The sequence below is a fragment of the Chitinophaga caseinilytica genome (assembly GCF_038396765.1).
GTDB lineage: Bacteria > Bacteroidota > Bacteroidia > Chitinophagales > Chitinophagaceae > Chitinophaga > Chitinophaga caseinilytica.
Genome location: NZ_CP150096.1, coordinates 1490519 through 1511549, shown reverse-complemented (window position 1 = coordinate 1511549; position 21031 = coordinate 1490519). Strand labels below are relative to the sequence as shown.

General features: G+C 53.6%; 23 protein-coding genes. 10 read left to right on the top strand and 13 right to left on the bottom strand.

Features of this window, described 5'->3' with window-relative positions; translation table 11 throughout:
- Positions 1-5 precede the first annotated feature (5 nt).
- The 5 genes from tatC to WJU22_RS06495 form a co-directional block, all read right to left on the bottom strand.
- Positions 6-851 (bottom strand): twin-arginine translocase subunit TatC, encoded by an 846-nt coding sequence (tatC, locus tag WJU22_RS06515; RefSeq protein WP_341842444.1) that lies wholly within the window; start codon positions 849-851, stop codon positions 6-8.
- A 617-nt stretch (positions 852-1468) separates the two neighbouring features.
- A complete protein-coding gene (locus WJU22_RS06510; protein ID WP_341842443.1) occupies positions 1469-2740 on the bottom strand; it encodes a hemolysin family protein in 1272 nt (423 codons plus the stop codon).
- Positions 2741-2793: 53 nt separating this feature from the next.
- The gene (gene gmk, locus WJU22_RS06505; protein WP_341842442.1) at positions 2794-3363 is read right to left on the bottom strand and encodes a guanylate kinase; all 570 of its coding nucleotides are present in this window, start codon (positions 3361-3363) and stop codon (positions 2794-2796) included.
- A 5-nt stretch (positions 3364-3368) separates the two neighbouring features.
- Complete coding sequence (gene murA / locus WJU22_RS06500) at positions 3369-4682, bottom strand: UDP-N-acetylglucosamine 1-carboxyvinyltransferase (protein WP_341842441.1); 1314 nt, start codon at positions 4680-4682, stop codon at positions 3369-3371.
- A complete protein-coding gene (locus WJU22_RS06495) occupies positions 4679-5386 on the bottom strand; it encodes a DUF4290 domain-containing protein (protein ID WP_341842440.1) in 708 nt (235 codons plus the stop codon). Before WJU22_RS06495 ends, murA begins: the two co-directional genes overlap by 4 nt.
- Positions 5387-5558: 172 nt before the next feature.
- On the opposite strand from WJU22_RS06495, the gene WJU22_RS06490 reads away from it, so the two are divergent.
- Together WJU22_RS06490 and WJU22_RS06485 are read left to right on the top strand one after the other, a co-directional pair.
- Entirely contained in the window at positions 5559-6344 is a 786-nt protein-coding gene (locus WJU22_RS06490) for an SDR family oxidoreductase (RefSeq protein WP_341842439.1), read from the top strand.
- 118 nt (positions 6345-6462) lie between these two features.
- Positions 6463-7503 (top strand): tryptophan 2,3-dioxygenase, encoded by a 1041-nt coding sequence (locus WJU22_RS06485; protein ID WP_126245777.1) that lies wholly within the window; start codon positions 6463-6465, stop codon positions 7501-7503.
- Positions 7504-7534: 31 nt separating this feature from the next.
- On the opposite strand, the gene WJU22_RS06480 is transcribed toward WJU22_RS06485, so the two are convergent.
- The 3 genes from WJU22_RS06480 to WJU22_RS06470 form a co-directional block, all read right to left on the bottom strand.
- A complete protein-coding gene (locus tag WJU22_RS06480) occupies positions 7535-8371 on the bottom strand; it encodes a Fic family protein (RefSeq protein WP_341842438.1) in 837 nt (278 codons plus the stop codon).
- Positions 8325-8852 carry a hypothetical protein gene (locus WJU22_RS06475; RefSeq protein WP_341842437.1) on the bottom strand — a complete coding sequence of 176 codons (528 nt, stop codon included), beginning with the start codon at positions 8850-8852 and terminating at the stop codon, positions 8325-8327. Before WJU22_RS06475 ends, WJU22_RS06480 begins: the two co-directional genes overlap by 47 nt.
- A 175-nt stretch (positions 8853-9027) precedes the next feature.
- A complete protein-coding gene (locus tag WJU22_RS06470) occupies positions 9028-9495 on the bottom strand; it encodes an Lrp/AsnC ligand binding domain-containing protein (RefSeq protein WP_126245778.1) in 468 nt (155 codons plus the stop codon).
- Between the two features lie 463 nt (positions 9496-9958).
- On the opposite strand from WJU22_RS06470, the gene trmB reads away from it, so the two are divergent.
- From trmB to WJU22_RS06435, 7 genes are read left to right on the top strand one after another with little or no spacing between them, the layout of a single operon-like run.
- Positions 9959-10666 (top strand): tRNA (guanosine(46)-N7)-methyltransferase TrmB, encoded by a 708-nt coding sequence (gene trmB, locus WJU22_RS06465; protein ID WP_341842436.1) that lies wholly within the window; start codon positions 9959-9961, stop codon positions 10664-10666.
- Entirely contained in the window at positions 10638-11180 is a 543-nt protein-coding gene (locus WJU22_RS06460) for an MGMT family protein (protein ID WP_341842435.1), read from the top strand. The genes trmB and WJU22_RS06460 overlap by 29 nt, the downstream gene beginning before the upstream one ends.
- 30 nt (positions 11181-11210) lie before the next feature.
- Positions 11211-11654 (top strand): IPExxxVDY family protein, encoded by a 444-nt coding sequence (locus WJU22_RS06455; RefSeq protein WP_341842434.1) that lies wholly within the window; start codon positions 11211-11213, stop codon positions 11652-11654.
- A gap of 40 nt (positions 11655-11694) precedes the next feature.
- Positions 11695-11934, top strand: coding sequence for a 4a-hydroxytetrahydrobiopterin dehydratase (locus WJU22_RS06450; protein ID WP_341842433.1), 240 nt, complete (start codon positions 11695-11697; stop codon positions 11932-11934).
- Between the two features lie 36 nt (positions 11935-11970).
- Entirely contained in the window at positions 11971-12198 is a 228-nt protein-coding gene (locus WJU22_RS06445) for a hypothetical protein (RefSeq protein ID WP_341842432.1), read from the top strand.
- Positions 12199-12227: 29 nt separating this feature from the next.
- Positions 12228-14009, top strand: coding sequence for a histidine kinase (locus WJU22_RS06440; RefSeq protein WP_341842431.1), 1782 nt, complete (start codon positions 12228-12230; stop codon positions 14007-14009).
- Positions 14010-14033: 24 nt separating this feature from the next.
- Positions 14034-14786 (top strand): LytR/AlgR family response regulator transcription factor, encoded by a 753-nt coding sequence (locus WJU22_RS06435; RefSeq protein WP_341842430.1) that lies wholly within the window; start codon positions 14034-14036, stop codon positions 14784-14786.
- On the opposite strand, the gene chrA is transcribed toward WJU22_RS06435, so the two are convergent.
- The gene (gene chrA, locus WJU22_RS06430; protein ID WP_341842429.1) at positions 14787-15956 is read right to left on the bottom strand and encodes a chromate efflux transporter; all 1170 of its coding nucleotides are present in this window, start codon (positions 15954-15956) and stop codon (positions 14787-14789) included.
- A gap of 191 nt (positions 15957-16147) precedes the next feature.
- Here chrA and WJU22_RS06425 point away from each other — a divergent pair, with 191 nt between their 5' ends.
- Positions 16148-17194: an alpha/beta hydrolase gene (locus WJU22_RS06425; protein WP_341842428.1), complete on the top strand. Its 1047-nt coding sequence runs from the start codon at positions 16148-16150 to the stop codon at positions 17192-17194.
- Here the strand turns inward: WJU22_RS06425 and WJU22_RS06420 are convergent.
- From WJU22_RS06420 to asnS, 4 genes are all read right to left on the bottom strand, one after another.
- On the bottom strand, positions 17191-17385 hold the full coding sequence (locus WJU22_RS06420; RefSeq protein WP_341842427.1) for a hypothetical protein: 195 nt from the start codon (positions 17383-17385) through the stop codon (positions 17191-17193). The two genes, WJU22_RS06425 and WJU22_RS06420, sit on opposite strands and share 4 nt — an antisense overlap.
- Positions 17386-17546: 161 nt before the next feature.
- Complete coding sequence (locus tag WJU22_RS06415) at positions 17547-18503, bottom strand: isopenicillin N synthase family dioxygenase (protein ID WP_341842426.1); 957 nt, start codon at positions 18501-18503, stop codon at positions 17547-17549.
- A 54-nt stretch (positions 18504-18557) separates the two neighbouring features.
- Positions 18558-19079: a biopolymer transporter ExbD gene (locus WJU22_RS06410; RefSeq protein ID WP_341842425.1), complete on the bottom strand. Its 522-nt coding sequence runs from the start codon at positions 19077-19079 to the stop codon at positions 18558-18560.
- A gap of 186 nt (positions 19080-19265) precedes the next feature.
- Complete coding sequence (gene asnS, locus WJU22_RS06405; protein ID WP_341842424.1) at positions 19266-20702, bottom strand: asparagine--tRNA ligase; 1437 nt, start codon at positions 20700-20702, stop codon at positions 19266-19268.
- Positions 20703-21031 lie beyond the last annotated feature (329 nt).

Here is a 21031-nt window from a genome sequence, read left to right as displayed (position 1 = left end):
TGTTATCAGGACCACTCTTCGATTTCCGCTTTCTCTTTCTTCGCGTACGTTCTGGCCGAGATCAGGATACTCACTTCATACAGCAGGTATAAAGGTACGAAAACGAGCAATTGGTCAAGTACGTCGGGCGGAGTGATGATGGCCGCCAGTACGAGGATAACGACGATCGCATGCCTACGGTAGTTCCGCATGAAAGTAGGCGTAAGAATGCCCAGCTTCGTGAGGAAGTATACGAGGATCGGCATTTCGAACAGTGCGCCCATCCCGAGGATGATCTGCGACATCAGCCCGAAATAATCGTCGATGAAGAAGTCGTTCTTGATCACTTCAGACACGGTATAGCTGGCGAGGAAGTTGATCATGAACGGGGCGATGAGGAAATAGCTGAACGCGATGCCCATGAGGAACTGGAGGGTCACCCAAAAGATAACGCCTTTGGAACCCTTGGCCTCATTGTCTTTCAGGGCAGGACGAATAAACCGCCACAGTTCCCAGCACACGTACGGGAAAGCGCCGATCACGCCGATGATCATGGCCAGTTTGAACTGGAGCATGATCTGGCCGGCCATTTTGGTGTTCTGGAAAACGATGGGCGGCGGTGTGATGCACATCTTATCGCCCAGTCCGAAATAATGGCTGGCGGAGCAAATCCATCTGTAGGTGGGGAAGTCGGCCTGTGTGGGGCCGAAGATCACTTTGGTCAGGATCCAGTCTGTGAACACGAATCCCAGGATGCTCACGATCACGATCGCAGCTGCAGAGCGAACCAGGTGCCACCGGAGCTCTTCCAGGTGGTCGAAAAACGACATCTCTGCTTTTTCTTCGTTACTCGAGAATAACTTCTTTAACATGCGCTATCAGAATCAGGAGCACAAATATAACATGCCCCGAAGAGTTGAATGTGAAAAACGGTGGCTAAGGTAATAAGAAAATTACGAGAAAGTAAGAGGAGATTGATATAGGGCAAAAAAAAGAGCCAGCCCGAGAAGAATCAAGAGCCGGCCTTTCATCCATTGTTTGTTAACCCCAAAAAAGTTGAATTCGAGAATGTCTTTTTCGCTTCTGTTAGATTGAAACTTGCACCCTTTAATGGCAAGCTATTCAGATGTAAGTCGCAATCGTGACTAAAGCATTCAATTTTCTAAAACAAAAATAGAAAGAAATATCGTATTATCAATGTTACAACAAAGTTTTTTACAACCTTTTAACAAAAATCAAATTATTGTGTTACGTATCAGCACCTAAAGGCTTTCCGCTCGTGTTAATTTCCTACCACTCTTGTAAAAAACGATTTTGCAGCGATAATATTATATTAAAAAATAAATATAACTGAAATCGTTTTCTAAACTACTGCCAATCAACCGATACACTTTGATTTTGATGGAAATACAGGACTTTTTCCTTTTTCCGGAACAGCTTGAAAATACAGCCATTCATCTCAACTACAGCAACAATCAGGCCGGATTGCCTAATCCAGGATCTTCATTTTCACCATCTCGATCCGCGTATCCGTCACGTTCAGCACGTCAAACTCGTAATTATCGATGATAATACGCTCCTTCAACCGCGGGATCGTTTCGTAGTGGGAAATGATATAGCCGGAAAGGGTCTCGCTTTCGTCTTCAGGGAAATCGAACCCGTACCGCTCGTTCAGGTAATCCAGCTCCAGGCGGCCCGAAAAAATGTATTCCTTCTCTGCGATCTGCTTCTCCACGAACTCTTCCACATCGTGCTCATCCTTGATATCCCCGAAAATCTCCTCCAGCACGTCTTCGATCGTCACGATACCGGCCGTTCCGCCGAACTCGTCCACCACCCAGGCAATGCTTCTCCGCTCCTTGTTGAATTTCCCCAACAGGTCGATCGCGCTCATGGTTTCGGGCACGGCGAGGATGGGGTGGATGACGGCCCGAATGTCTTTCGGGTTCTTGAACATGTCCAGCTGGTGCACATATCCGAGAATATTGTCAATATTTTGTTCGTAGATGATGACTTTAGACAATTTCGTATCGATGAACTTCTTCCGGCAGTCTTCTATCGTGGCGGAAATGTCCAGCGCTTCGATCTCTTTCCGCGGGATGAGGCATCCGCGGATCTTGACGTGCACCAGGCTGAGGGCGTTTTCGAACAGCTCGGTGTTCAGTTCCTGGCTTTCGCCCATGTGCTGCTGGCTCTGGCGAATGAAATATTCCACGTCTACCCGCCCGAAGGAACTTTTGTTCTCGATGATGCGCACATTGAACAGGTATTTCAGTATCCACTCCGAGATCGACTCCAGCATGGCGCCGATCACGTAAAAAGGTTTCGACAGTACCGAAATGGGCCATGCGAAAAAGCTCAGCAGGGCTTCGGGGCGGGAGCGGAAGATGCTTCGCGGGATGAAAAACCCGAAAAACAGCACCAGCAGCGTAGCCGCGCAAATCTCGATGAAAAGCGTCAATGCCACGAACTTCGCCACCTGCTCTTCCGATTTCCAGATGGAGAGCCACAGTTGGTCCAGCCATCCCGCAACCAGCATACTATATATAACGATGCTGATGGTGAGGCCGATGAGGCTGGTGGCGAGGATTTTGGCGGGGTGATCGCTGAAGCCGGCCAGGATCCTGCCGGCTACGCGGCCCTGTTTCTTCTTTAGCTCGATGCTCAGCCGGTTGATATTGGCGAACGCCGTTTCCATGCCGGCGAAGAAACCCGCCAGCAATATCACTAAAACCAGTAAAACGATCGTGTAAATATCCATCCGTTCAAAGATATGTGTTTAAGGGCTACGGCAATCGCGCCCATCAATAACGGTTAACGGGCCAAAAAGGTTTCGATCAATTTCCTCACTTCGGCATAAGCCGTTTCCAGCACCTCATTTACAACAATATAATCAAATTCCCTGGCAAACGATAGCTCGTACCGTGCTTTCCCCAGCCTTTCGTCCAGGCTCGCCTGGGTTTCCGTTCCCCGCTCGCTGAGGCGTACCCGCAGCGCGTCGAGCGAAGGAGGCTGGATGAAGATGGTCAGCGCCGTTCCGTGGTATTTTTCCTTGATGCTCAGCGCGCCTTTCACGTCGATGTCCACCATGGGCGTTTGCCCGTTGTCCCAGATCCGTTGCAGTTCGCTCTTCAGCGTTCCGTAATACTTCCCGGCGTATACCATTTCATATTCGGCGAAATCGTTCTGTTCGATATGCTCCTGGAATGTTTCGGGCGACATGAAGTAATAATCCTTCCCGTGCGTTTCCGTTTCGCGGGGCGAGCGGGTGGCGGCGGAGATGGAAAAGGCGAGCTGCGGCATGTCTGCCAACAGTTTGCGTACGATGGTGGTTTTACCTGCGCCCGAGGGAGCGGTAATAATAATGATCTTGTTGGATGCCATTTGGTTTAGACGCGCTTGATATCTGCTCCCAGGTTCCGCAGGCGCTCGTCGATATACTGGTAGCCGCGGTCGATCTGGTCGATGTTATGGATGGTGCTTTTCCCCTGTGCGCTGAGCGCGGCGATCAGGAGCGAAACGCCGGCACGGATGTCGGGGCTGCTCATGGTGATGCCCCGCAGCTGGTGCTGACGGCCGAGGCCGATCACAGCGGCGCGGTGCGGATCGCAAAGGATGATCTGGGCGCCCATGTCGATCAGCTTGTCTACGAAGAACAACCTGCTTTCGAACATTTTCTGGTGGATCATCACGCTGCCTTTCGCCTGGGTGGCCACTACGAGCACGATGCTCAGCAGGTCTGGCGTAAAGCCGGGCCAGGGGTGGTCGGAAATGGTGAGGATGGAGCCGTCGAGGAAGTTCTGGATCTCGTAGCTTTCCTGTTCGGGGATGAAGATATCATCGCCCCGGTATTCCATTTTGATGCCCAGCAGCCCGAATTTTTCGGGGATGATGCCGAGGTTTTTGATGCCTGCGTTCTTGATGGTGATCTCGGATTGGGTCATGGCGGCCAGGCCGATGAAAGACCCGATCTCGATCATATCGGGCAGCATGGCGTGTTCGCAGCCGTTCAGGCTGGAAACGCCTTCGATCTCGAGGAGGTTGGAACCTACGCCCTTGATTTTAGCGCCCATGCTGTTGAGCATTTTACAAAGCTGCTGCAGGTAAGGTTCGCAGGCGGCGTTGTAAATGGTGGTGGTGCCGTTGGCCAGCGCGGCGGCCATCACGATGTTGGCGGTGCCGGTTACGCTGGGCTCGTCGAGCAGCATATAAGTGCCGTTGAGGCCGCTTTTGGGCGACTCCAGGCGGAAATAGTTATCGTCCGTATCGTAAACGAAGGAAGCGCCCAGGCGCTCGAACCCGATCACGTGTGTATCGAGCCGGCGGCGGCCGATTTTGTCGCCCCCGGGTTTGGGGATATAGGCTTTACCGAAACGGGCCAGCAGGGGGCCGGCCATCATCACGGAGCCGCGCAGGCGGCCTGATTTCTTTTTGAACTCGGGGCTTTCCAGGTAATCCATATTTACGGCATCGGCCTGGAATTCGCAAACGGAGCGGGAAACGCGGTTCACTTTCACGCCGGCGTCTGCCAGCAGTTCGATCAGCAGGTTAACGTCCACGATGTCGGGGATGTTGCTGATGGTCACTTTTCCGGGTGTCAACAGTACCGCGCTGATAATCTGTAATGCTTCGTTTTTGGCTCCCTGCGGTATAATTTCTCCTTTCAGACGGTTGCCGCCTCTAACTTCGAACGCGTTGATCACTTGTTCCTGTTTTTGTTGTATTTGTGTTTGTTCTTGTTGCTCTTGTTCTGCTTGTAGTTGTTCTGCTGGAACTGCTTACGTTTGTTGTTATTGTTGTTGCTGTTCGGAGCAGGCGCGGTGGTGTTGCCGGGAGCGCGGAACTGGGTTTCCATGCTGATCACGGGCGCCGGGTTGGCGTTGCCGGATGTGGGATAGTATTGCAGTTCGCCGTGGGTGATAGACGACAGTTCGGCGCGGATGGCGTCGTCGTGCACGTTTTCTTTATGCCAGTTGCCATAGGCCAGTTTCATGTAATTGCCGATCACCTGAACGAACCCGTCTTTCATTTCGGGGTTTTCGGTGGAAAGGGCTTTATCGATCACACGTTCGAGGTTTTTCCCGAAGTGGCGGTGGCGGGGATGTTTTTTGGGATAGGGCAGGCGCTCGGGTTTGGAGCGCAGCGTTTCCCGGGTGGGGATGGGGTATGGGGAATCCACGTCCAGCCTGAAGTCGGACACCAGGAAGAGGTGGTCCCACAGTTTATGCCGGAAATCTTCCACGTTGCGGAGGTGCGGCTGCAGGATGCCCATCAGTTCGATGACGGCGGAAACCTGTTGCTGCCGGTGCTCACGGTCTTTCAGCGTCAATATGTATTCGATCATCCGCTGTACGTTCCGGCCGTACTCCCGCATGATGAGGTGATTGCGTGCGGTGTTATATTCCATTAATCTAATTTGTAATGCTGTAAATGTCTTGTATTTCAGCCGTTCTATCGCGAAGTAACAAAAAATATACCTATTTCCTGAACGGCTTGGGTGCAGTTTTATGTATTGCAAACCTAATGAAAAAAAATCATACGCGGTGCGGGGATCGGGGCCGATTCCTTACTTTTACCGCATGAACATCGCGCTGACAGGTAAAACCGCCGTTATCTGCGGGGGCTCCCAGGGCCTGGGGCTCGCATCCGCCCGGGAAATCGCCCTGCTGGGGGCCAGCTGCATCCTCATCGCGCGCAGCGAAGGGCCGTTGCAGGCCGCCGTGGCTTCGCTCGACGCGTCCCAGGGCCAGCAGCACGCCTGGTTCACAGCCGATTTCAACCAGCCCGAAAAGGTGCAATCCGTTATCCGCGCCATTACCAACGACCGCATCGTTCACATCCTCGTCAACAATACCGGCGGCCCCTCGGGCGGCCCGATCCTCGCTGCCGAAGGCGGCGCTTTCGTATCCGCGTTCCAGGCCCACCTGGTCTGCAACCAGCTGCTGGCCCAGGCCGTTGTCCCGGGAATGAAGGCAGCCGGCTACGGGCGCATCATCCAGATCATTTCCACTTCCGTCAAAACCCCGCTGCGCAACCTCGGCGTTTCCAACACCATCCGCGCCGCCGTCGCCAACTGGGCCAAAACCCTCGCCGGCGAACTGGCGCCTTTTGGGATCACCGTTAATAATGTGCTCCCCGGGTCTATGAGCACCGACCGCCTCCGCAGCCTCTTCCGCGCCAACGCCGAAAGCCGTGGCGTTACCGAAGCCACCGTGGCCGAAGAATGGCGGCAGGAAATCCCCATGCAGCGCTTCGGCGATCCCGCCGAATTCGGCGCCGCCGTCGCTTTCCTGGCTTCGCCCGCCGCCGCTTACATCACCGGTATCAACCTGCCCGTGGATGGCGGCAAAACACCCTCGCTTTAAACCGACGCCATGAATATCTGGAAAAACATCATCAAAAGCCCAACCTGATCCGCTCCCGACCGTTATTCTTCTGAACGGCCGCCAGTTCGGCCCTTTCCTCAATTTATCTATCTAACACATGCAACAAACGAATGTGCAGTACGGCCCGTACCTGCAACTGGACGCCATATTGAATGCGCAACACCCGGAATCCGACAAACTGGGGCTCCCCGCGCACGACGAAATGCTTTTCATCGTCATCCACCAGGCTTATGAACTGTGGTTCAAACAACTGCTTTTCGAAGTGGAATCCGTAGCCGATATCATGAGTAAACCCGCCGTGAACGACAATTCCCCCGAATTGCAGACGGTCGTGCACCGCCTGAACCGCAGCGTCACTATCCTCAAGCTGCTCGTGCAGCAGATCGATATCATGGAAACGATGACGCCCATGGATTTCCTCGATTTCCGCGACATGCTCCGCCCGGCGTCCGGCTTCCAGAGCTGGCAGTTCAAAACCCTCGAAGCCAGGCTGGGCCTGCAATACGAAAACCGTTTCGGACAGGAATATTACATCTCCCAGCTCACGCCCGACAAGATCGAAATTATCCGCCGGGCCGAGCGGGAACCTTCCGTGCTGAAGCTCCTCAACGACTGGCTGGAGCGCATGCCCTTCTTCGAAGAGCCCGGCAACTGGGCCGATTATCAGCCCGCCACCAACGCCTCCGCCGCCGGCGATTCGCTGTGGTTCAACGATTACCGTAACATCTACATGGCCGGCCTGGCAGACGCGGAACAGGCCAACCGCGCGTATTTCGACAAAGTTTTCGGGGACGGCGAAGGGGCGGGCCACCTTTCACCAAGAGCCAGCCGCGCGGCGCTGTTCATCATGTTGTACCGCGGCTATCCCTTGCTGCAACTGCCTTTCCAGCTGCTGAACGCGTTGCTGGAGATCGATGAACAACTGAGCACCTGGCGCTACCGGCACATGAGCATGGTACAGCGGGTGATCGGCACGCGGATCGGAACGGGCGGAAGTACCGGGAGAGATTATCTGAAAGGCGCGCTGGACAAGCATTACATCTTTGCAGACATAGCCCGGTTGACGAGTTTCCTTATTGAAAGAAGGAAGTTGCCGGAGCTGAGCCCGGCGATGGGGAGGAGATTGGGGTTTAGATAATTAAATGAGGCCGTTAAGTCGGCCTCTTTTTTTATCCCTTGATCCTGGCAGCAGTTTTTACGTCAGTAAATAACTGGCGAATGATAGGATCGAGAATATCAGACCTATCTTTACTTGATAGATTTACCGTATACGGCTTTATCATCAAAATTCCATTCTCACTTCGAACATTGTAACGATTAAATTCAAAATTGATAGCCACATGCGGAAAAAATGCAATTGATGGATTGGGTAATGGTTTAAAGTCCCTTAGCACTGCCCTGGCTGAAAGATTGAAAATCGAGTCCCGCCCGGGGAATGAGACCACCATTTCTTTAAAATTGTGAAAATTGCTTTGAGTATGGCCACCATTAAGCATGTACTCTAGGGAACTATCGTAAAATAAATCCCTGAATTGTCCGATTTGACTTTCAAACTCCTTAAATAAATCCAAAAGTCCTCCCTTTAGAAACAACTCGAGAACCAACTCAGTTGTACGGTGCGAAGACTCTTTCTCATCCCCTTTCAACCCTTTTTTCCATACGGAAATCTCTTTTTGCAAATCATCATTTTCATCGATTTCTTCGCCGTTGGCAGCACGTATGTAAAGATTCAAACTCCAACACAATTGCTGAACTATATAATCGACAAACGCGCCAATTTCGCCCGCATCAGCTTGATTTAATGCAAATAAATAATTCTTCTTATCTGTTGACTTAATAATTATTGGCGCCAATTGATTTTTCAACAGAACAAAATTCATCAACAATCTCGCCATTCGGCCGTTCCCATCATCAAACGGATGAATCCTGACAAACCGGTAGTGCAACAAGGCCGCCAACTCAACCGGAGTGAGCTCTTTTTTCTTCTTCTTCTCTATACCATGCAATTAATTCCCCCATTTTGATGGGCGTTTCTTCCGGAGTAGCGTAGTGAAAAATCTCGCCATTCTGCAAGCGAACAGAGTTAGGGTATGATTTATAAGCGCCAATCTGGATTTCCCGGCGCGTTGGCTGTCCATCTGGCGTAAGTGCTTCTTTCCAGAAAGGACGTACCAAAAGAATGCGATGCAATTCCCGCAGGCCGGCTTCGGTTAGCGGCCTGTCCGGCTCTGAAGCCCACTGCTTGATCATTTCAAAAGCTACGTCATGTGCCTTCATTTCCTCGTACTCCCGGAGATCATGGTTGCCAGTCGTTTTATCGAAGAGTAACAGCAACTGGGTTTCCCCATAGGTCAGGGTGTTCCCTTCCAGGTGGTTGGAATTGTAATTAAACTCCAGCCTGATCTTCTGATCCAGTCGGCGGCGGTTTTCCTCCGACATAGGGGGCAGTGATTTCAGCTCCTGAATAAGCGATTCCAGTGTTTCCATGGCCATTTTTACGGGTATTCATCAAATTTCGTGGAAAATCCCGTTGTTGCAACAAATGTTGACAAATGTTGCGCATAATTCTATCATCAAGCCATCCGCTCTCCCAAAACGACAAAAAGGGCGACGGTGACCGTCTCCCTTTTTGCCTTTCGCTCATAACGTGAAACCTGCGACCTTACTCTACTACGTTGATGGTGCGCGTGAAACTTTCTTCGAGGGAAATGAACGTTTCGGTGCGCTCGATCCCTTTGATTTTCTGGAGCTCATCGTGCAGCACGCGGCGGAGGTTGGAGATATCTTTACAAATGATTTCTGCGAACATGCTCCAGCCGCCGGTGGTGTAATTAAGGCGGACGATCTCGGGAAGCTTGCGCAATTCCTTCGCCACAGTGTCGTACATGGAGCTTTTTTCGAGGAAAATGCCGATGAAAGCGATGACGTCGTACCCGATCATTTTTAAATCTACATGTAATCGCGTACCTTTAACGATACCCAGTTCTTGCAGTTTCTTCATCCTTACATGGATCGTACCGCCTGATACGAACAGCTTCTTCCCCAGGTCAGCATAGGAGATTTCAGCGTTAGACATCATCTCGCTGATGATCTGCAGGTCCAGTTTGTCAATATTCAAATTGTGGCTCATTTTGACAAAGTGTTTTTGAATGTTTTAAACTTACATGCAAATATTTAAAAAATCTCGAAATTTCCAAAATTTCTCTTAAAAAATTTGCAAAAAATACCCCTTCTCTTTAGATTTGCATCATAATCGTTGAAAACAACGCTTACCCAGCCAAGGGAATTATCAACTTTGTGGGGTGATGAAATTGGCAGACATGCCCTCTCGTCTCGGGGGTGAGGATCACGGGATAAACGTAGCGTAATGGGTTGACCACTAATCTTATTTGTGCTATGGCTAACTGCCTCGTGTAGGTTCGACTCCTACCCCTACAGCATCTCAGCGCACCGGTTTACGCCGGTGCGTTTTGTTTTTCCCGCCATCACACCCTCCATTCCCAACCGTTCCGCACACGAAATTCCGCCCTTTCCGGCTCACCCGGCGTCCGCAAGATAGGGGTTTTGATCCCTTTTCGTACTTTTGCGCCCTCATGGGACACAAGAAATTACAGCGATTCGCGGAAATTGAGACTTTTCCCAACGTGCTCATCTATCCGAAAGACATGCCGGGGAAATGGAACAGCCATTTCGGGAACAGCCACCCGCTCACCCTCGAACTGGCCTGCGGCAAGGGCGATTACACCCTCGGCCTGGCTCGAAAATACCCCGAAGAGAACTTTATGGGGGTAGACCTGAAAGGCAACCGCATCTGGAAAGGCGCAAAAACCGCCATCGATCAAAATATCGCCAACGTAGCCTTCCTGCGCACCCAGATCGAGCAAATCACCGATTATTTCGCGCCCGGCGAAGTGAAAGATATCTGGATCACATTCCCCGATCCTTTCCTCCGCCAGTCCAAATCCAAAAAACGCCTCACCCATCCCCGGTTCCTCGCGCTCTACCAGCAACTCCTGGGAGACGGCGGCACTGTGAACCTGAAAACCGACTCCACCGAGCTATACACCTTCACCAAAATGGTGATCGCCCGGATGGGATGCCGACTCATCACCGACGTTCCCGACGTATACGCCCTTTCCCCCGTTCCGGAACTCCTCCAGATCCAGACCTATTATGAAGGTATGCATCTGGCAGACGGCAGAACCATCCGGTTCCTTAAATTTGCATTACCGGCTGCGCCGATCGACTGGAAAGCCGCGAACCTCGCAACGGATGAAGAAGCAGCTGCAGGAAAATATTGATTTTTATTACAACGAGCAGGGATATGTTGTGCTGACCGAGCATTTCCACCGGGAACGGGGGTATTGCTGCGGCAACGGCTGCCTGCATTGCCCGTTTGATTATGAAAACGTCCCCGAAGAAAAAGAAAGCGCCTCCTCGAAGCCCGCCGCCCAAAAGACGGAGCCTGATTTCATCGAGCGGGTATTCAGCATCGCCCGGAAAATCCCCCGAGGGCGGGTTACCAGCTACGGCGCCATCGCCGAAAGGGCCGGCATCCGCCTCACCGCCCGCATGGTGGGCTGGGCCATGCACCAGGCCGGGAAAGCCCATCCGCCCGTTCCGGCCCATCGCGTGGTCAACAGTAAAGGCCTCCTGACCGGCGCCGTCCACTTCGCCACCCCCACTTTAATGCAGGAATTATTGGAACAGGAAGGGGTCGAAGTACGCAATAACCAGGTAGTCGGCTTTACGGATAAGTTCTGGAACCCGCCGTTGACCAAAAAGAACACAGCGTTGCCCAAAAAGAAAAAATAGGTGCCAGACCTTTTTCGATAACTTTACCGCATGTCTGTACTTAAATTGAAGCTGGACCAGGACGCACTGGTGGAAGATTTTTTCGAAGACACCTGGCTGGCAGGGATCATTTCCCAGGCCAAAGACTATCAGCTTATCTGGCAACTCAATAAACAACTGGGGTTCGATTTCCGGGTGAATAACACCCTGGAGATCAATCTCGCCAAAAACCGCCGCTCCTTCTTCTTCACCGTGTACGAGCACCAGGAGATCACCAAGGGCGCCGGGCATTACTTCTACAACAATCATTGCAAGGCGGAATTCCTGCTCCCCGAACTGAAGCACGTGGATTTCCTCTGGCTCATCAAGGGCAATTATTACCAGCAGGCAGACGTGAAAGCGCTCATCGAACAATGCAGGAAGGCCGAACTGGTACAAATGGCGTCGCTGCTGGATATGCGCGACATCAAGAACCGTATTAACCTGATATTCTGATACTTTATTCCCCAACCGTCCACCGCAAAAACAACGCACCATGTGGCAGGAAACCGAGCGGCACCTGTACCGCGCCTTCACCTTTCCCGACTTCCGCGAAGCCTTTGCTTTCATGACCAAAGTAGCTTTGGCCGCGGAGAAAATGGACCATCATCCCACCTGGACCAACACCTGGAACAAGGTGGAAATCTGGCTGAGCACCCATAGCGCCGGCAACACCGTCACGGAAAAAGACCGTGCCCTCGCCCGCGTCATCGATCAATTCATCCCCAATTCATAAGCCATAAAAGTGAAGCGCCTATCCCTGATATGCCTGATGATTTGTTCCGTTCTCCTGTGGACGGAGCGCGCCGGCGCCCAGGATACGCTGCAACTCGACTTTTCCCGGCCGGTCGACAGGCTCGACCTCCGGCACCAACTGTCCGTTTTTACGGGCGAAGCCACGCCCGCCACCGCCGCGGCGCTTCCCTTCGGGAAAGACACGTCCATCTTCCACCCCAGGAAAAACTCCTCCACCGGCAGAACGATTGCTGGCTGCGGCTGACCATCCGCAATACCGGGCCGGTCGATTCCATGCTCTACTTCTTCGCAGGCTGGCAGGAACAGCTCCGGTTCTATGCGCAAAACGCGTCTGGCGAGCTCCAGCTCCTTTCCAGCGCAGGCATGATGATGTACGAGCCGGACGGGGACCGCTGGGACCGGTATGCCTTTCCCGTTCATGTGCCCGCCGGCCAGGTGCGCACCTTCTTCCTTCACATCACCAACCCCTACTACCGCGAAAACGAGCTCATGCCCGTGCTGTACGACGCCATCCATTACGCGCAGTTCCGGCACCACGAGGCAGACCTGTATAAAGCCGAAGTGCTGGTGATCCAGATCGTGATCGGTATGCTGCTGGTTTTGCTCAGCATCACGATCATCAACTACATCCAGCTGCCAGATAAGCCGAGCATGTATTTTTCGGTGTATCTGCTGGGGCTGATCCTGTTTTTCTGCCTCCGGCTGGAAACGAAGCCCTATCAGCTGTCTTTCTTCCACGGCATTCCGCTGCTGAAATATTACTGGGACGTTCCGGCCCTCATCGGCTGTTTCTATTTCATGTCCATGCTCTTCGGCAGCGCCTTCCTGAACCTCAGGGAAAGGTTCCCCCTCATGTCGCGGTACTATTTTTACAGCAATATTTTCTATGCCGGGTGCATCCTTGCCTGCTTTGTGTCGATGGCCATGGGGAACTTCGTGCTCCCTGGCGAGATCTTCACCTGGGCCACCTTTGCGTCGCTGATACCTTTCGGCATTTCGTTCATAGCCCTGGGGCGGCGGATGCGCCATCATCCCCTCATCCGGTTTTTCCTTTACGGATCGCTCAGTTTGTACATCCTGTCTATCTGGTCGTTCCTCCGCAATACCGAGCCCGTCCCATTCACTCCGCTGCCCGAGCTGGTGAGCCCGTACCTGCTGCTGGTGGTGGGCGTGCTGCTGCAATCCCTGTCATATGCCGCAGGCCTCAGTTACCGGAACAAGCTCGTGCACCAGGAAAAGACCCGGACGCAGGAGCTGCTCATCAAGCAACTGAACAAAAACAAGGAACTCCAGCGAAAGCTAAACGAACAGCTGGAAGAACTGGTGCGGGAGCAGACCACCGAGATCGTTCGGCGGAAAACGGAGCTGGAAGAACAGCGCAAACTCCAGATGGAGGCCGAATACAGCAAGAAATTCGCGGAAATAGAGCTGAAAGCCATCCGCGCGCAGATCAATCCCCATTTCATCTTCAACTGCCTCAACTCGATCCAGCTGTTCGTCATGCAGCGCGACTACGAGCACGCACAGAAATACCTGTCCGATTTCTCGTACCTGATCCGCAAGACGCTGGACTTCTCCCGCCGCAATTTTATTTCCCTGGCCGACGAAATAACTTATTTAAATACTTATCTTGGTCTTGAAAAGATGCGGTTTGAACAGAAGATGAGTTACGAGATTTTGATGGACCCCACGCTGAACACGGCAGAGCTGGAAGTGCCTGCGATGCTGTTACAGCCTTATGTGGAGAACGCCGTCAAGCATGGGATGAACAACGAAGAGCACACAACAGGACAATTGACCATTCGCTTTACCATGATCGCCCACGATATGCTCGAATGCCTGGTAGAAGATAACGGCATCGGCATCGAGCGCAGCCGCCAATTGCGGACGCTCCCCGGCCATCACCAGTCGTCCGGCATGGAAATCAGCTTCAACAGGGCGGAATTATTGAACAAAATGTACAATACCGGCATCCAGATCGAAATCATAGACAAATCCACCCGCGAGACACAGGACAGCGGCACCATCGTGAGAGTGCTGATCCCCCAGTTGTAAAAACGGGACCAAATTGGAAGACCCATGATCCGTGCAGTAATCATTGACGACGAGCGGAACAGCCGGGATATTATTTCCCTCATGCTGCAACGCTATTGCCCCGACATCGAAGCGGTGGCACAGGCGGGGAATTGCCGTGAAGGGATCGCTCAAATCCGCGAGCAACGCCCGCAACTCGTATTCCTCGATCTCGAAATGCCCGACGGCACGGGGTTCGACGTGCTCACCGGCGCATACGACTCCACTTTCGAAACCATTTTCGTAACCGCGTTCGAGAAACGCTATCTCCATACCATCCGCTTCAGCGAAGTGGAGCTGATCCTCAAACCCATCGACCGCGAAAGCCTCCAGCAGGCCGTGCAGGCCATCCGCCAACGCCTCGGATCGCCCGGGCGCCAGGAGCGGTACGAAGTGCTCCTCCACAACTTCGGCAAAACCACCCGCGACGTTCACCAGATCGTAATCCCCCTTTCCGGCGGCGGCGAATTCGTTGCCTCCGTGGAAAATATCGCGTACGTCGAAGGCGGCACCGATAAAACCCTCTTCAGCCTTTCCAACGGCGATCTCCTCCAGTCGCGCCGCCCCTTCCGCTATTACACGGAGCTTTTCGCCGGGATGCGCTTTTACCAGGTCAACAACCACCAGATGGTGCAATTGCCCCACATCCACCACATCGACCACGAGCGGCTGCAATTGCATCTGCATAACCAGTCGGTGCTGGACATTACGGAACGCCGGAAGCGGGAACTGGCCAGCGTTTGGCGGCAACAAGCCTGATTACAGGAACGCGCCCGCCAGGATGCAGGCGATAACGATCACGGGAGAAGGAAGCTTCGTAAAACAAAGCAGGCACAGCGTGGTCACCATCAGCAGCACGTTGTACCAGGTTACGGGGATGGATATGAAGAGGAAAATGGTAGCCGCCCACATCACGCCCACCACCACCGCATTGATTCCTTCGAGGGCGCGGTAAATCACCACATGTTTTTTCAGGTTGTTCCAGATGGGAAAGAAAAACAATACCAGCAGCATGCTCGGCAGGAAAATAGCCACCGGTGCGATGATGCAGCCGATGAACTGGTACCCCGGCCCCAAACTGCGCATGACCATGCCGCCCACATAGGCAGACACCGAAAAAGTGGGGCCCGGCATCGCGCGCATGATCCCCGCGCCGGTCAGCAGCTCTTCGGCCGACATGAACTGGCTTTTGGAGCGGAACACGTACTGTTCCAGCATCATGGCGATGAGAATGTCGCCCCCGCCGAAAACGAGGCTCCCGAAACGGTAAAAGTTCTCGAACAGGTTGAACGGCCTCCGGGTGATCCAGTTATTGGTACGCGCCATTTCCGACATGACGCCCGCCGCTACGAAGATGAGCGCAAACAGCCAGATGTTGCCCCACTGGATCTTCTTTCTCGGTTCGTTGATATCGGGGATGCGCTTGTCGCTGAAGTTGGAAATGGTGCCGCCGAGGATGATGAGCGCGGGGAACGTCCACGGGGATTTGAAAAAGAACGCCGCCGCCAAAGCCACCACCATGATGACGAAAGTTGCGGTGTTGCGGATACTGATCTGGTAGGCGCGGATGCCGCCGAAGGCGAGAAAGCCCACGGCCATGGGCTGCACATATTTGAAGATATCGACGCTGAGGGCCCGTTTGTCCATGAATTGCAGCAAAAAGCTGAGGGAGCCCATGAGCAGGCAGGCCGGTGTGATCCAGATGGCGAGGGTGGCTACCGCGAGGGGAACGCCGCCGCGTTTGTACCCGATGAGGGTGAGGGTCTGGGAACTGGAAGCGCCCGGCAGCAACTGGCAGAACGCATTGTATTCCATCAGTTCCTTCTCCGTAACATCCCGGCGCTGTTGCACAAAGGTTTTCATCATCATGGCCAGGTGCCCCTGCGGGCCCCCGAATGCCGTGAAGCTGTGCAACAAGACTGCTTTCAAAAATGAGATGTGACGTAAAAACACGTTGGGATATCAGTTCGCCCCTCAATTTCCAGTAAAATAATGAAATATTCAAATCCCGTCCCTAAATGTGCCTGATAATCCGTGGGTTAGCAAGGCATAAATCTTGTACGTACAAACCGGCGAAACATTTGGTTTCGTTTAGGCGTTAAAGAAATAACAGCATTCCCATGAAACGTCTTCTGACAGGCTTTTTCCTTGCGCTGGCGTGCGCCGCCCATGGACAGCTTTCCAACTACAACAGCCAGGCATACTGGTCTCGGTTCACGCTGCAATCCCACCAGCAGCAGCCCGCCGGCAGCGATACTTCGCTGGTTTTTGTCACCAACCGGTTCATACATCCCGACAGTCTGCGTTTCGTGGACGAATTCATCGACACTTCGGCCCTGAAGTACTTTTTCCTGGAAAAGCAGCAGGGAACGTGGAAAGTGTACCCCGAGCCCACGCTCGCCGAAGCCATGGACCACCTCCCGCGCCACCGCGACATCGTCGTATATGCCGAAGGGATGGGCAAGATCTTCACATCCAATGTGGAACGGGCGCAGCTGATGAGCGGGCAATACGGCGTGAACGTGGTCATGTTCGACTACGCCAGTATCAATACCACATATAAACCATCGAAAAACTTCCGGTTCGCGCGGCAGAACGCGCGGCTTTCCGCGCCGCAATACCTGCAATTGCTGCGTACCATACGGGCCGCCCGGGAAAGCGGGGAACCCTGGACCGAGGGCGTCTCCATTTCCACGTTCTACCACAGTATGGGAAATATCATCCTCGAGCAAATGATGAAGGGGCAAGACACGGGCGTGCTGGCGGCAAACACCACCCCGTTCGTAGACAATCTCATCATCAACGCAGCCTGCGTGCCCATGCGGCGGCATGCGCGCTGGGTGGAAAAGATCCACTTCGCGAAGAACGTTTTCGTGCATTACAATAAGCGCGACATGCAGCTGAAAGGCGCTCACCTGCTCACCCTGAAGCGGCAGCTGGGCGAAAAGGTGCCCCAACGCCAGCGGGCTTCCAATGCACAATACGTCAACTTCCTGGAACTGGCGCGTTGGCAGCATAGTTATTTCATGAATTTCCCCTACAACGATTACCGGCTCAATGCCGCGATGGTCGCTTATTTCAACCGGCTGTTCAATGGCAAGGGAGTAACCGCGGGAGAGCTAACGGCCCTTCAGGCGAGCGCCCCCGCGGCCACGGCCAGCAACTAGCGGCCACCCATCATCGCAGCCACGTTGAGGCCCGGCGGTTCGATGCGCGGGACGGTCGTGTCTGTTGATTCGGTGCGTAATCCGGTAGTTGGGTCTTTCGGGTCCCGGTTCCTGACGGGTGGCAATGTGGGCAGATCGCCCGTTGCTTCATCTACGGGAGTGCCGCCGGTGATGATTCTCATGTCATCCATCGACAGGGGGATAAATTGATGGGTATGCATGCCGCAAATAACGATGTTCCGCCCCTTTCGGTTTTCGTTCATTCCTGTTCATTCTCTGAACGGGCTTTCGTTGTTGTTCAGGACCAGGCACAAAATACCCGGAGCGCGGGCTCCGGGCAAGTCAAAGCTATTTATTTTTTCAGGCCGATCTCGCGCAGCCGCTCGTCCAGGTACTCGCCGGCCGTAATGGGCTCATATGCTTCCGGGTGACTGCCGTCCACACATTGCGCCAGGCACGTAAGATCCATGTCTGACTTGGGATGCAGGAAAAACGGGATGGAAAACCGCGAGGTATTCCACAGCTCGCGCGGCGGGTTTACGACGCGGTGGGTGGTCGATTTCAAACGATTGTTGGTGAGGCGCTGGAGCATGTCTCCCACGTTCACGACGATCTGGTCGGGCAGAGAAGTGACTGGCACCCATTCCCCCGCCTTGTCCAAAATCTGCAATCCGTCTGCAGATGCGCCAACGAGCAAAGTGATCAAATTAATATCCTCATGCTGCTCCGCCCGGATGGCCGAGGAAGGTTCCTGGGTGATGGGCGGGTAATGGATGGCGCGGAGGATGGAGTTGCCGTTGTGGATCTTTTTATCGAAGAAATGCTCGTCGAGCCCGAGGTACAGCGCAATGGCCTGGAGGAGCGAATTGCCCGAGGTTTCGAACCCGCGGTACGCCTTATACAACGTGGGCGTGAATTCCGGCACTTCTTTTACCATCACGTTATTGGGATAGCTTTCCTTCACGGGGTCATCGTCTTCCACCGACTGTCCGAACTGGAAAAACTCCTTCAGATCGGGCGCCTCAAACCCCTTTGCGTGTTCCTTCCCGAAGGATGTATATCCGCGCTGGCCTGCCAGTTCCGGGATTTCGTACTTGCTTTTGGTGCTGGCCGGCAGCTGGAAGAAAGCGCGGACATTGTCGTACAGCTGCTTGATGAGCTCGTCGGAGATACCATGGTTTTTCACGGCTACGAACCCGACTTCTTCATACGCCTTGCCCAGGGCTGCCACGAACGCTGCTTTCCGGGTGGCATCGCCCGAGCGGAATTCCGCCAGGTCAACGGAGGGGATGGAATGAACGGTTGCCATATCGATAGTGTTTTGGAGCACTAAAGGTAAGGGAAAAACCCTCCCCCGCGCGCCCTAACGCTGCAACAATTTCTCCTCCTGGGGTGTTATGTCGGCCAGTGAATACCGCGCCACGCGGTTGATCTTCATCTCGTCGAGCGCATCCACCACATTGCCGTAACTGGCGCCGTTCTCCGCTTTTATCAACACGATCAGTTCTTCCGGATCGCCCCATTTCGCGGCCACGGCGCGCTGCCGCGAGCGGATCACTTCGCCGATACCGTGCTGCGCGGAAAACGTGCTATGCCGCAGCTGTGGCGGCTTTTCGGGATCGTCGCCCGTGCCTTCGTACCACGAAATGGTGCGGTCGCTGCGAACGAGCAGGGTGATGGATTTGCTTTCGGCCACCGGTGTGGAAGCTCCGTCTGCCGGCATGATCAGCGGTAAGGCCTTCGGTTCGGCGAGCGTGGTGGTCAGCATGAAAAACGTAATGAGGAGGAAACCGAGGTCTACCATGGGCGTCATATCTACACGGGTAGAGCGTTTCGGGCTGCGGCGGCCTTTGCCTTTTTTCGGGGAGGTGATCATTTCTGCCATAGGTAACGGTTTGAAAGGTGAAGAAATTCCGGCGGCAGGAGCGAAACCCGCCGCCGTGATTACACACACTGTATTGTTTTGCTCAATTACCTCTAGGATGCAGCCGCCGGGCTTTTCCACAAACATGCATGCATAAAAAAAGCAGGCGGGATGCGCCTGCTTTCTTATATAGATTATTGTGTAAGACTAGAATTCCGCGCTTTTGGGCGTGCGGGGGAAGGGGATCACGTCGCGGATGTTGGTCATACCGGTCACGAACAGCACCAGGCGCTCGAAGCCGAGGCCGAAACCGGCGTGGGGCGCGGTGCCGAAGCGGCGCGTGTCCAGGTACCAGTACAGCTCTTCCACGGGGATGTTCAGTTCGTTCATGCGGGCCACGAGCTTGTCGTAGTTCTCTTCCCGCTGCGATCCGCCCACGATTTCGCCGATACCGGGGAACAGGATGTCCATCGCGCGGACCGTTTTCCCGTCGTCGTTCTGTTTCATGTAGAACGATTTGATGGCGGCGGGATAATCGGTCAGGATCACGGGTTTCTTGAAGTGTTTCTCTACGAGGAAGCGTTCGTGCTCGCTCTGCAGATCGGCGCCCCAGGCATCGATCGGGTAGGTGAACTTCTTGTTTTTGTTGGGCTTGCTGTTGCGGAGGATGTCGATGGCCTCGGTGTAGGTGATCCGCTCAAACTCGTTGTTGAGCACGAATTCGAGTTTTTCGATCAGCCCCATTTCGCTGCGCTCGGCCTGCGGTTTCTGTTTTTCTTCGTCCGCGAGGCGCTGGGTGAGGAATTCGAGGTCTTCCCGGTTATTGTCCAGCGCGAATTTGATGACGTATTTGATGAACTCTTCGGCGAGGTCCATATTGTCTTTCAGTTCATAGAAAGCCATTTCCGGTTCGATCATCCAGAATTCCGCCAGGTGGCGGGCGGTGTTGGAGTTTTCTGCCCGGAAAGTGGGGCCGAAGGTGTAGATATCGCCGAAAGCCATGGCACCGAGCTCGCCTTCCAGCTGACCGGAAACGGTGAGGTTGGTGGAGCGGCCGAAGAAGTCTTCCTTATAATCGATTTCGCCGGCTTCGTTGCGGGGCGGGTTCTTCATGTCGAGGGTGGTGACGCGGAACATTTCGCCGGCACCTTCTGCGTCAGACGCGGTGATGATGGGCGTATGGAGGTACACGAAACCCTTGAGGTGGAAGAACTGGTGAACGGCGAACGCCAGGGAGTGGCGGATCCGGAACACGGCGCCAAAGGTGTTGGTGCGGAAGCGCAGGTGGGCGATTTCGCGCATGAATTCCAGGCTTTGCTTCTGGGGCTGGATGGGATAGGCTTCGGCATCGCAGTCGCCCAGGATCTCCAGGCTGGCGGTTTTCAGTTCCACGCGCTGGCCTTTGCCGAGGGAGGGGATGATCTGGCCGGTGACGCTGATGGCGGCGCCGCGGGTGATGCGCCGGAAGGTGGCGGGGTCCATGTCGGCCTCGTTTACCACTACCTGGAGGTTATTATTGGTTGAGCCATCGTTCAGTGCTATAAACTGGTTATTGCGGAAGGTGCGCACCCATCCTTTAACCGTTACTTCATAGTTTGTCCTTTCGTCCTGGAGGACCTGCCTGATTTTTACTCTTTGGCTCATATCAATATGTGTTTTGAATTGAGTTGCAAAAATAGACAAATTCGGATGACGAAAATCGGCTTTTTGAAGAGGGGCGGGGATTACAGGCGGGCTGGTGCATGATCGTAAATCGTTATGCGTTAGGGCGGAGGGTTCAACATTTTTTTGGAGAATCGCAAAATTAGTGCTAAACTTGTGTCCTCAATCTGTCTGATTAAGTTCCTTTTTTGCCATCTTCATCAGCAGTCACCTAACCACAGGTGATCCCATCAAATTAATGATCAAGACTTTATTATTGACACAAAACAATTATTTGTTAATTGGTGTATGTTGGTATGCAGTGGTACCCG

What these genes read in the sequence shown, in the direction of transcription:
- gmk (WP_341842442.1), bottom strand. Translation starts at nt 3,363, where the DNA reads ATGGCATCCAACAAGATCATTATTATTACCGCTCCCTCGGGCGCAGGT.
- WJU22_RS06490 (WP_341842439.1), top strand. Translation starts at nt 5,559, where the DNA reads ATGAACATCGCGCTGACAGGTAAAACCGCCGTTATCTGCGGGGGCTCC.
- WJU22_RS06445 (WP_341842432.1), top strand. Translation starts at nt 11,971, where the DNA reads ATGATTTGTTCCGTTCTCCTGTGGACGGAGCGCGCCGGCGCCCAGGAT.
- WJU22_RS06410 (WP_341842425.1), bottom strand. Translation starts at nt 19,079, where the DNA reads ATGGCAGAAATGATCACCTCCCCGAAAAAAGGCAAAGGCCGCCGCAGC.
- WJU22_RS06495 (WP_341842440.1), bottom strand. Translation starts at nt 5,386, where the DNA reads ATGGAATATAACACCGCACGCAATCACCTCATCATGCGGGAGTACGGC.
- WJU22_RS06435 (WP_341842430.1), top strand. Translation starts at nt 14,034, where the DNA reads ATGATCCGTGCAGTAATCATTGACGACGAGCGGAACAGCCGGGATATT.
- WJU22_RS06440 (WP_341842431.1), top strand. Translation starts at nt 12,228, where the DNA reads ATGCTCTACTTCTTCGCAGGCTGGCAGGAACAGCTCCGGTTCTATGCG.
- WJU22_RS06420 (WP_341842427.1), bottom strand. Translation starts at nt 17,385, where the DNA reads ATGGATGACATGAGAATCATCACCGGCGGCACTCCCGTAGATGAAGCA.
- WJU22_RS06510 (WP_341842443.1), bottom strand. Translation starts at nt 2,740, where the DNA reads ATGGATATTTACACGATCGTTTTACTGGTTTTAGTGATATTGCTGGCG.
- tatC (WP_341842444.1), bottom strand. Translation starts at nt 851, where the DNA reads ATGTTAAAGAAGTTATTCTCGAGTAACGAAGAAAAAGCAGAGATGTCG.
- WJU22_RS06460 (WP_341842435.1), top strand. Translation starts at nt 10,638, where the DNA reads ATGAAGAAGCAGCTGCAGGAAAATATTGATTTTTATTACAACGAGCAG.
- WJU22_RS06470 (WP_126245778.1), bottom strand. Translation starts at nt 9,495, where the DNA reads ATGAGCCACAATTTGAATATTGACAAACTGGACCTGCAGATCATCAGC.
- WJU22_RS06415 (WP_341842426.1), bottom strand. Translation starts at nt 18,503, where the DNA reads ATGGCAACCGTTCATTCCATCCCCTCCGTTGACCTGGCGGAATTCCGC.
- WJU22_RS06455 (WP_341842434.1), top strand. Translation starts at nt 11,211, where the DNA reads ATGTCTGTACTTAAATTGAAGCTGGACCAGGACGCACTGGTGGAAGAT.
- WJU22_RS06475 (WP_341842437.1), bottom strand. Translation starts at nt 8,852, where the DNA reads ATGGAAACACTGGAATCGCTTATTCAGGAGCTGAAATCACTGCCCCCT.
- WJU22_RS06485 (WP_126245777.1), top strand. Translation starts at nt 6,463, where the DNA reads ATGCAACAAACGAATGTGCAGTACGGCCCGTACCTGCAACTGGACGCC.
- asnS (WP_341842424.1), bottom strand. Translation starts at nt 20,702, where the DNA reads ATGAGCCAAAGAGTAAAAATCAGGCAGGTCCTCCAGGACGAAAGGACA.
- WJU22_RS06425 (WP_341842428.1), top strand. Translation starts at nt 16,148, where the DNA reads ATGAAACGTCTTCTGACAGGCTTTTTCCTTGCGCTGGCGTGCGCCGCC.
- WJU22_RS06450 (WP_341842433.1), top strand. Translation starts at nt 11,695, where the DNA reads ATGTGGCAGGAAACCGAGCGGCACCTGTACCGCGCCTTCACCTTTCCC.
- trmB (WP_341842436.1), top strand. Translation starts at nt 9,959, where the DNA reads ATGGGACACAAGAAATTACAGCGATTCGCGGAAATTGAGACTTTTCCC.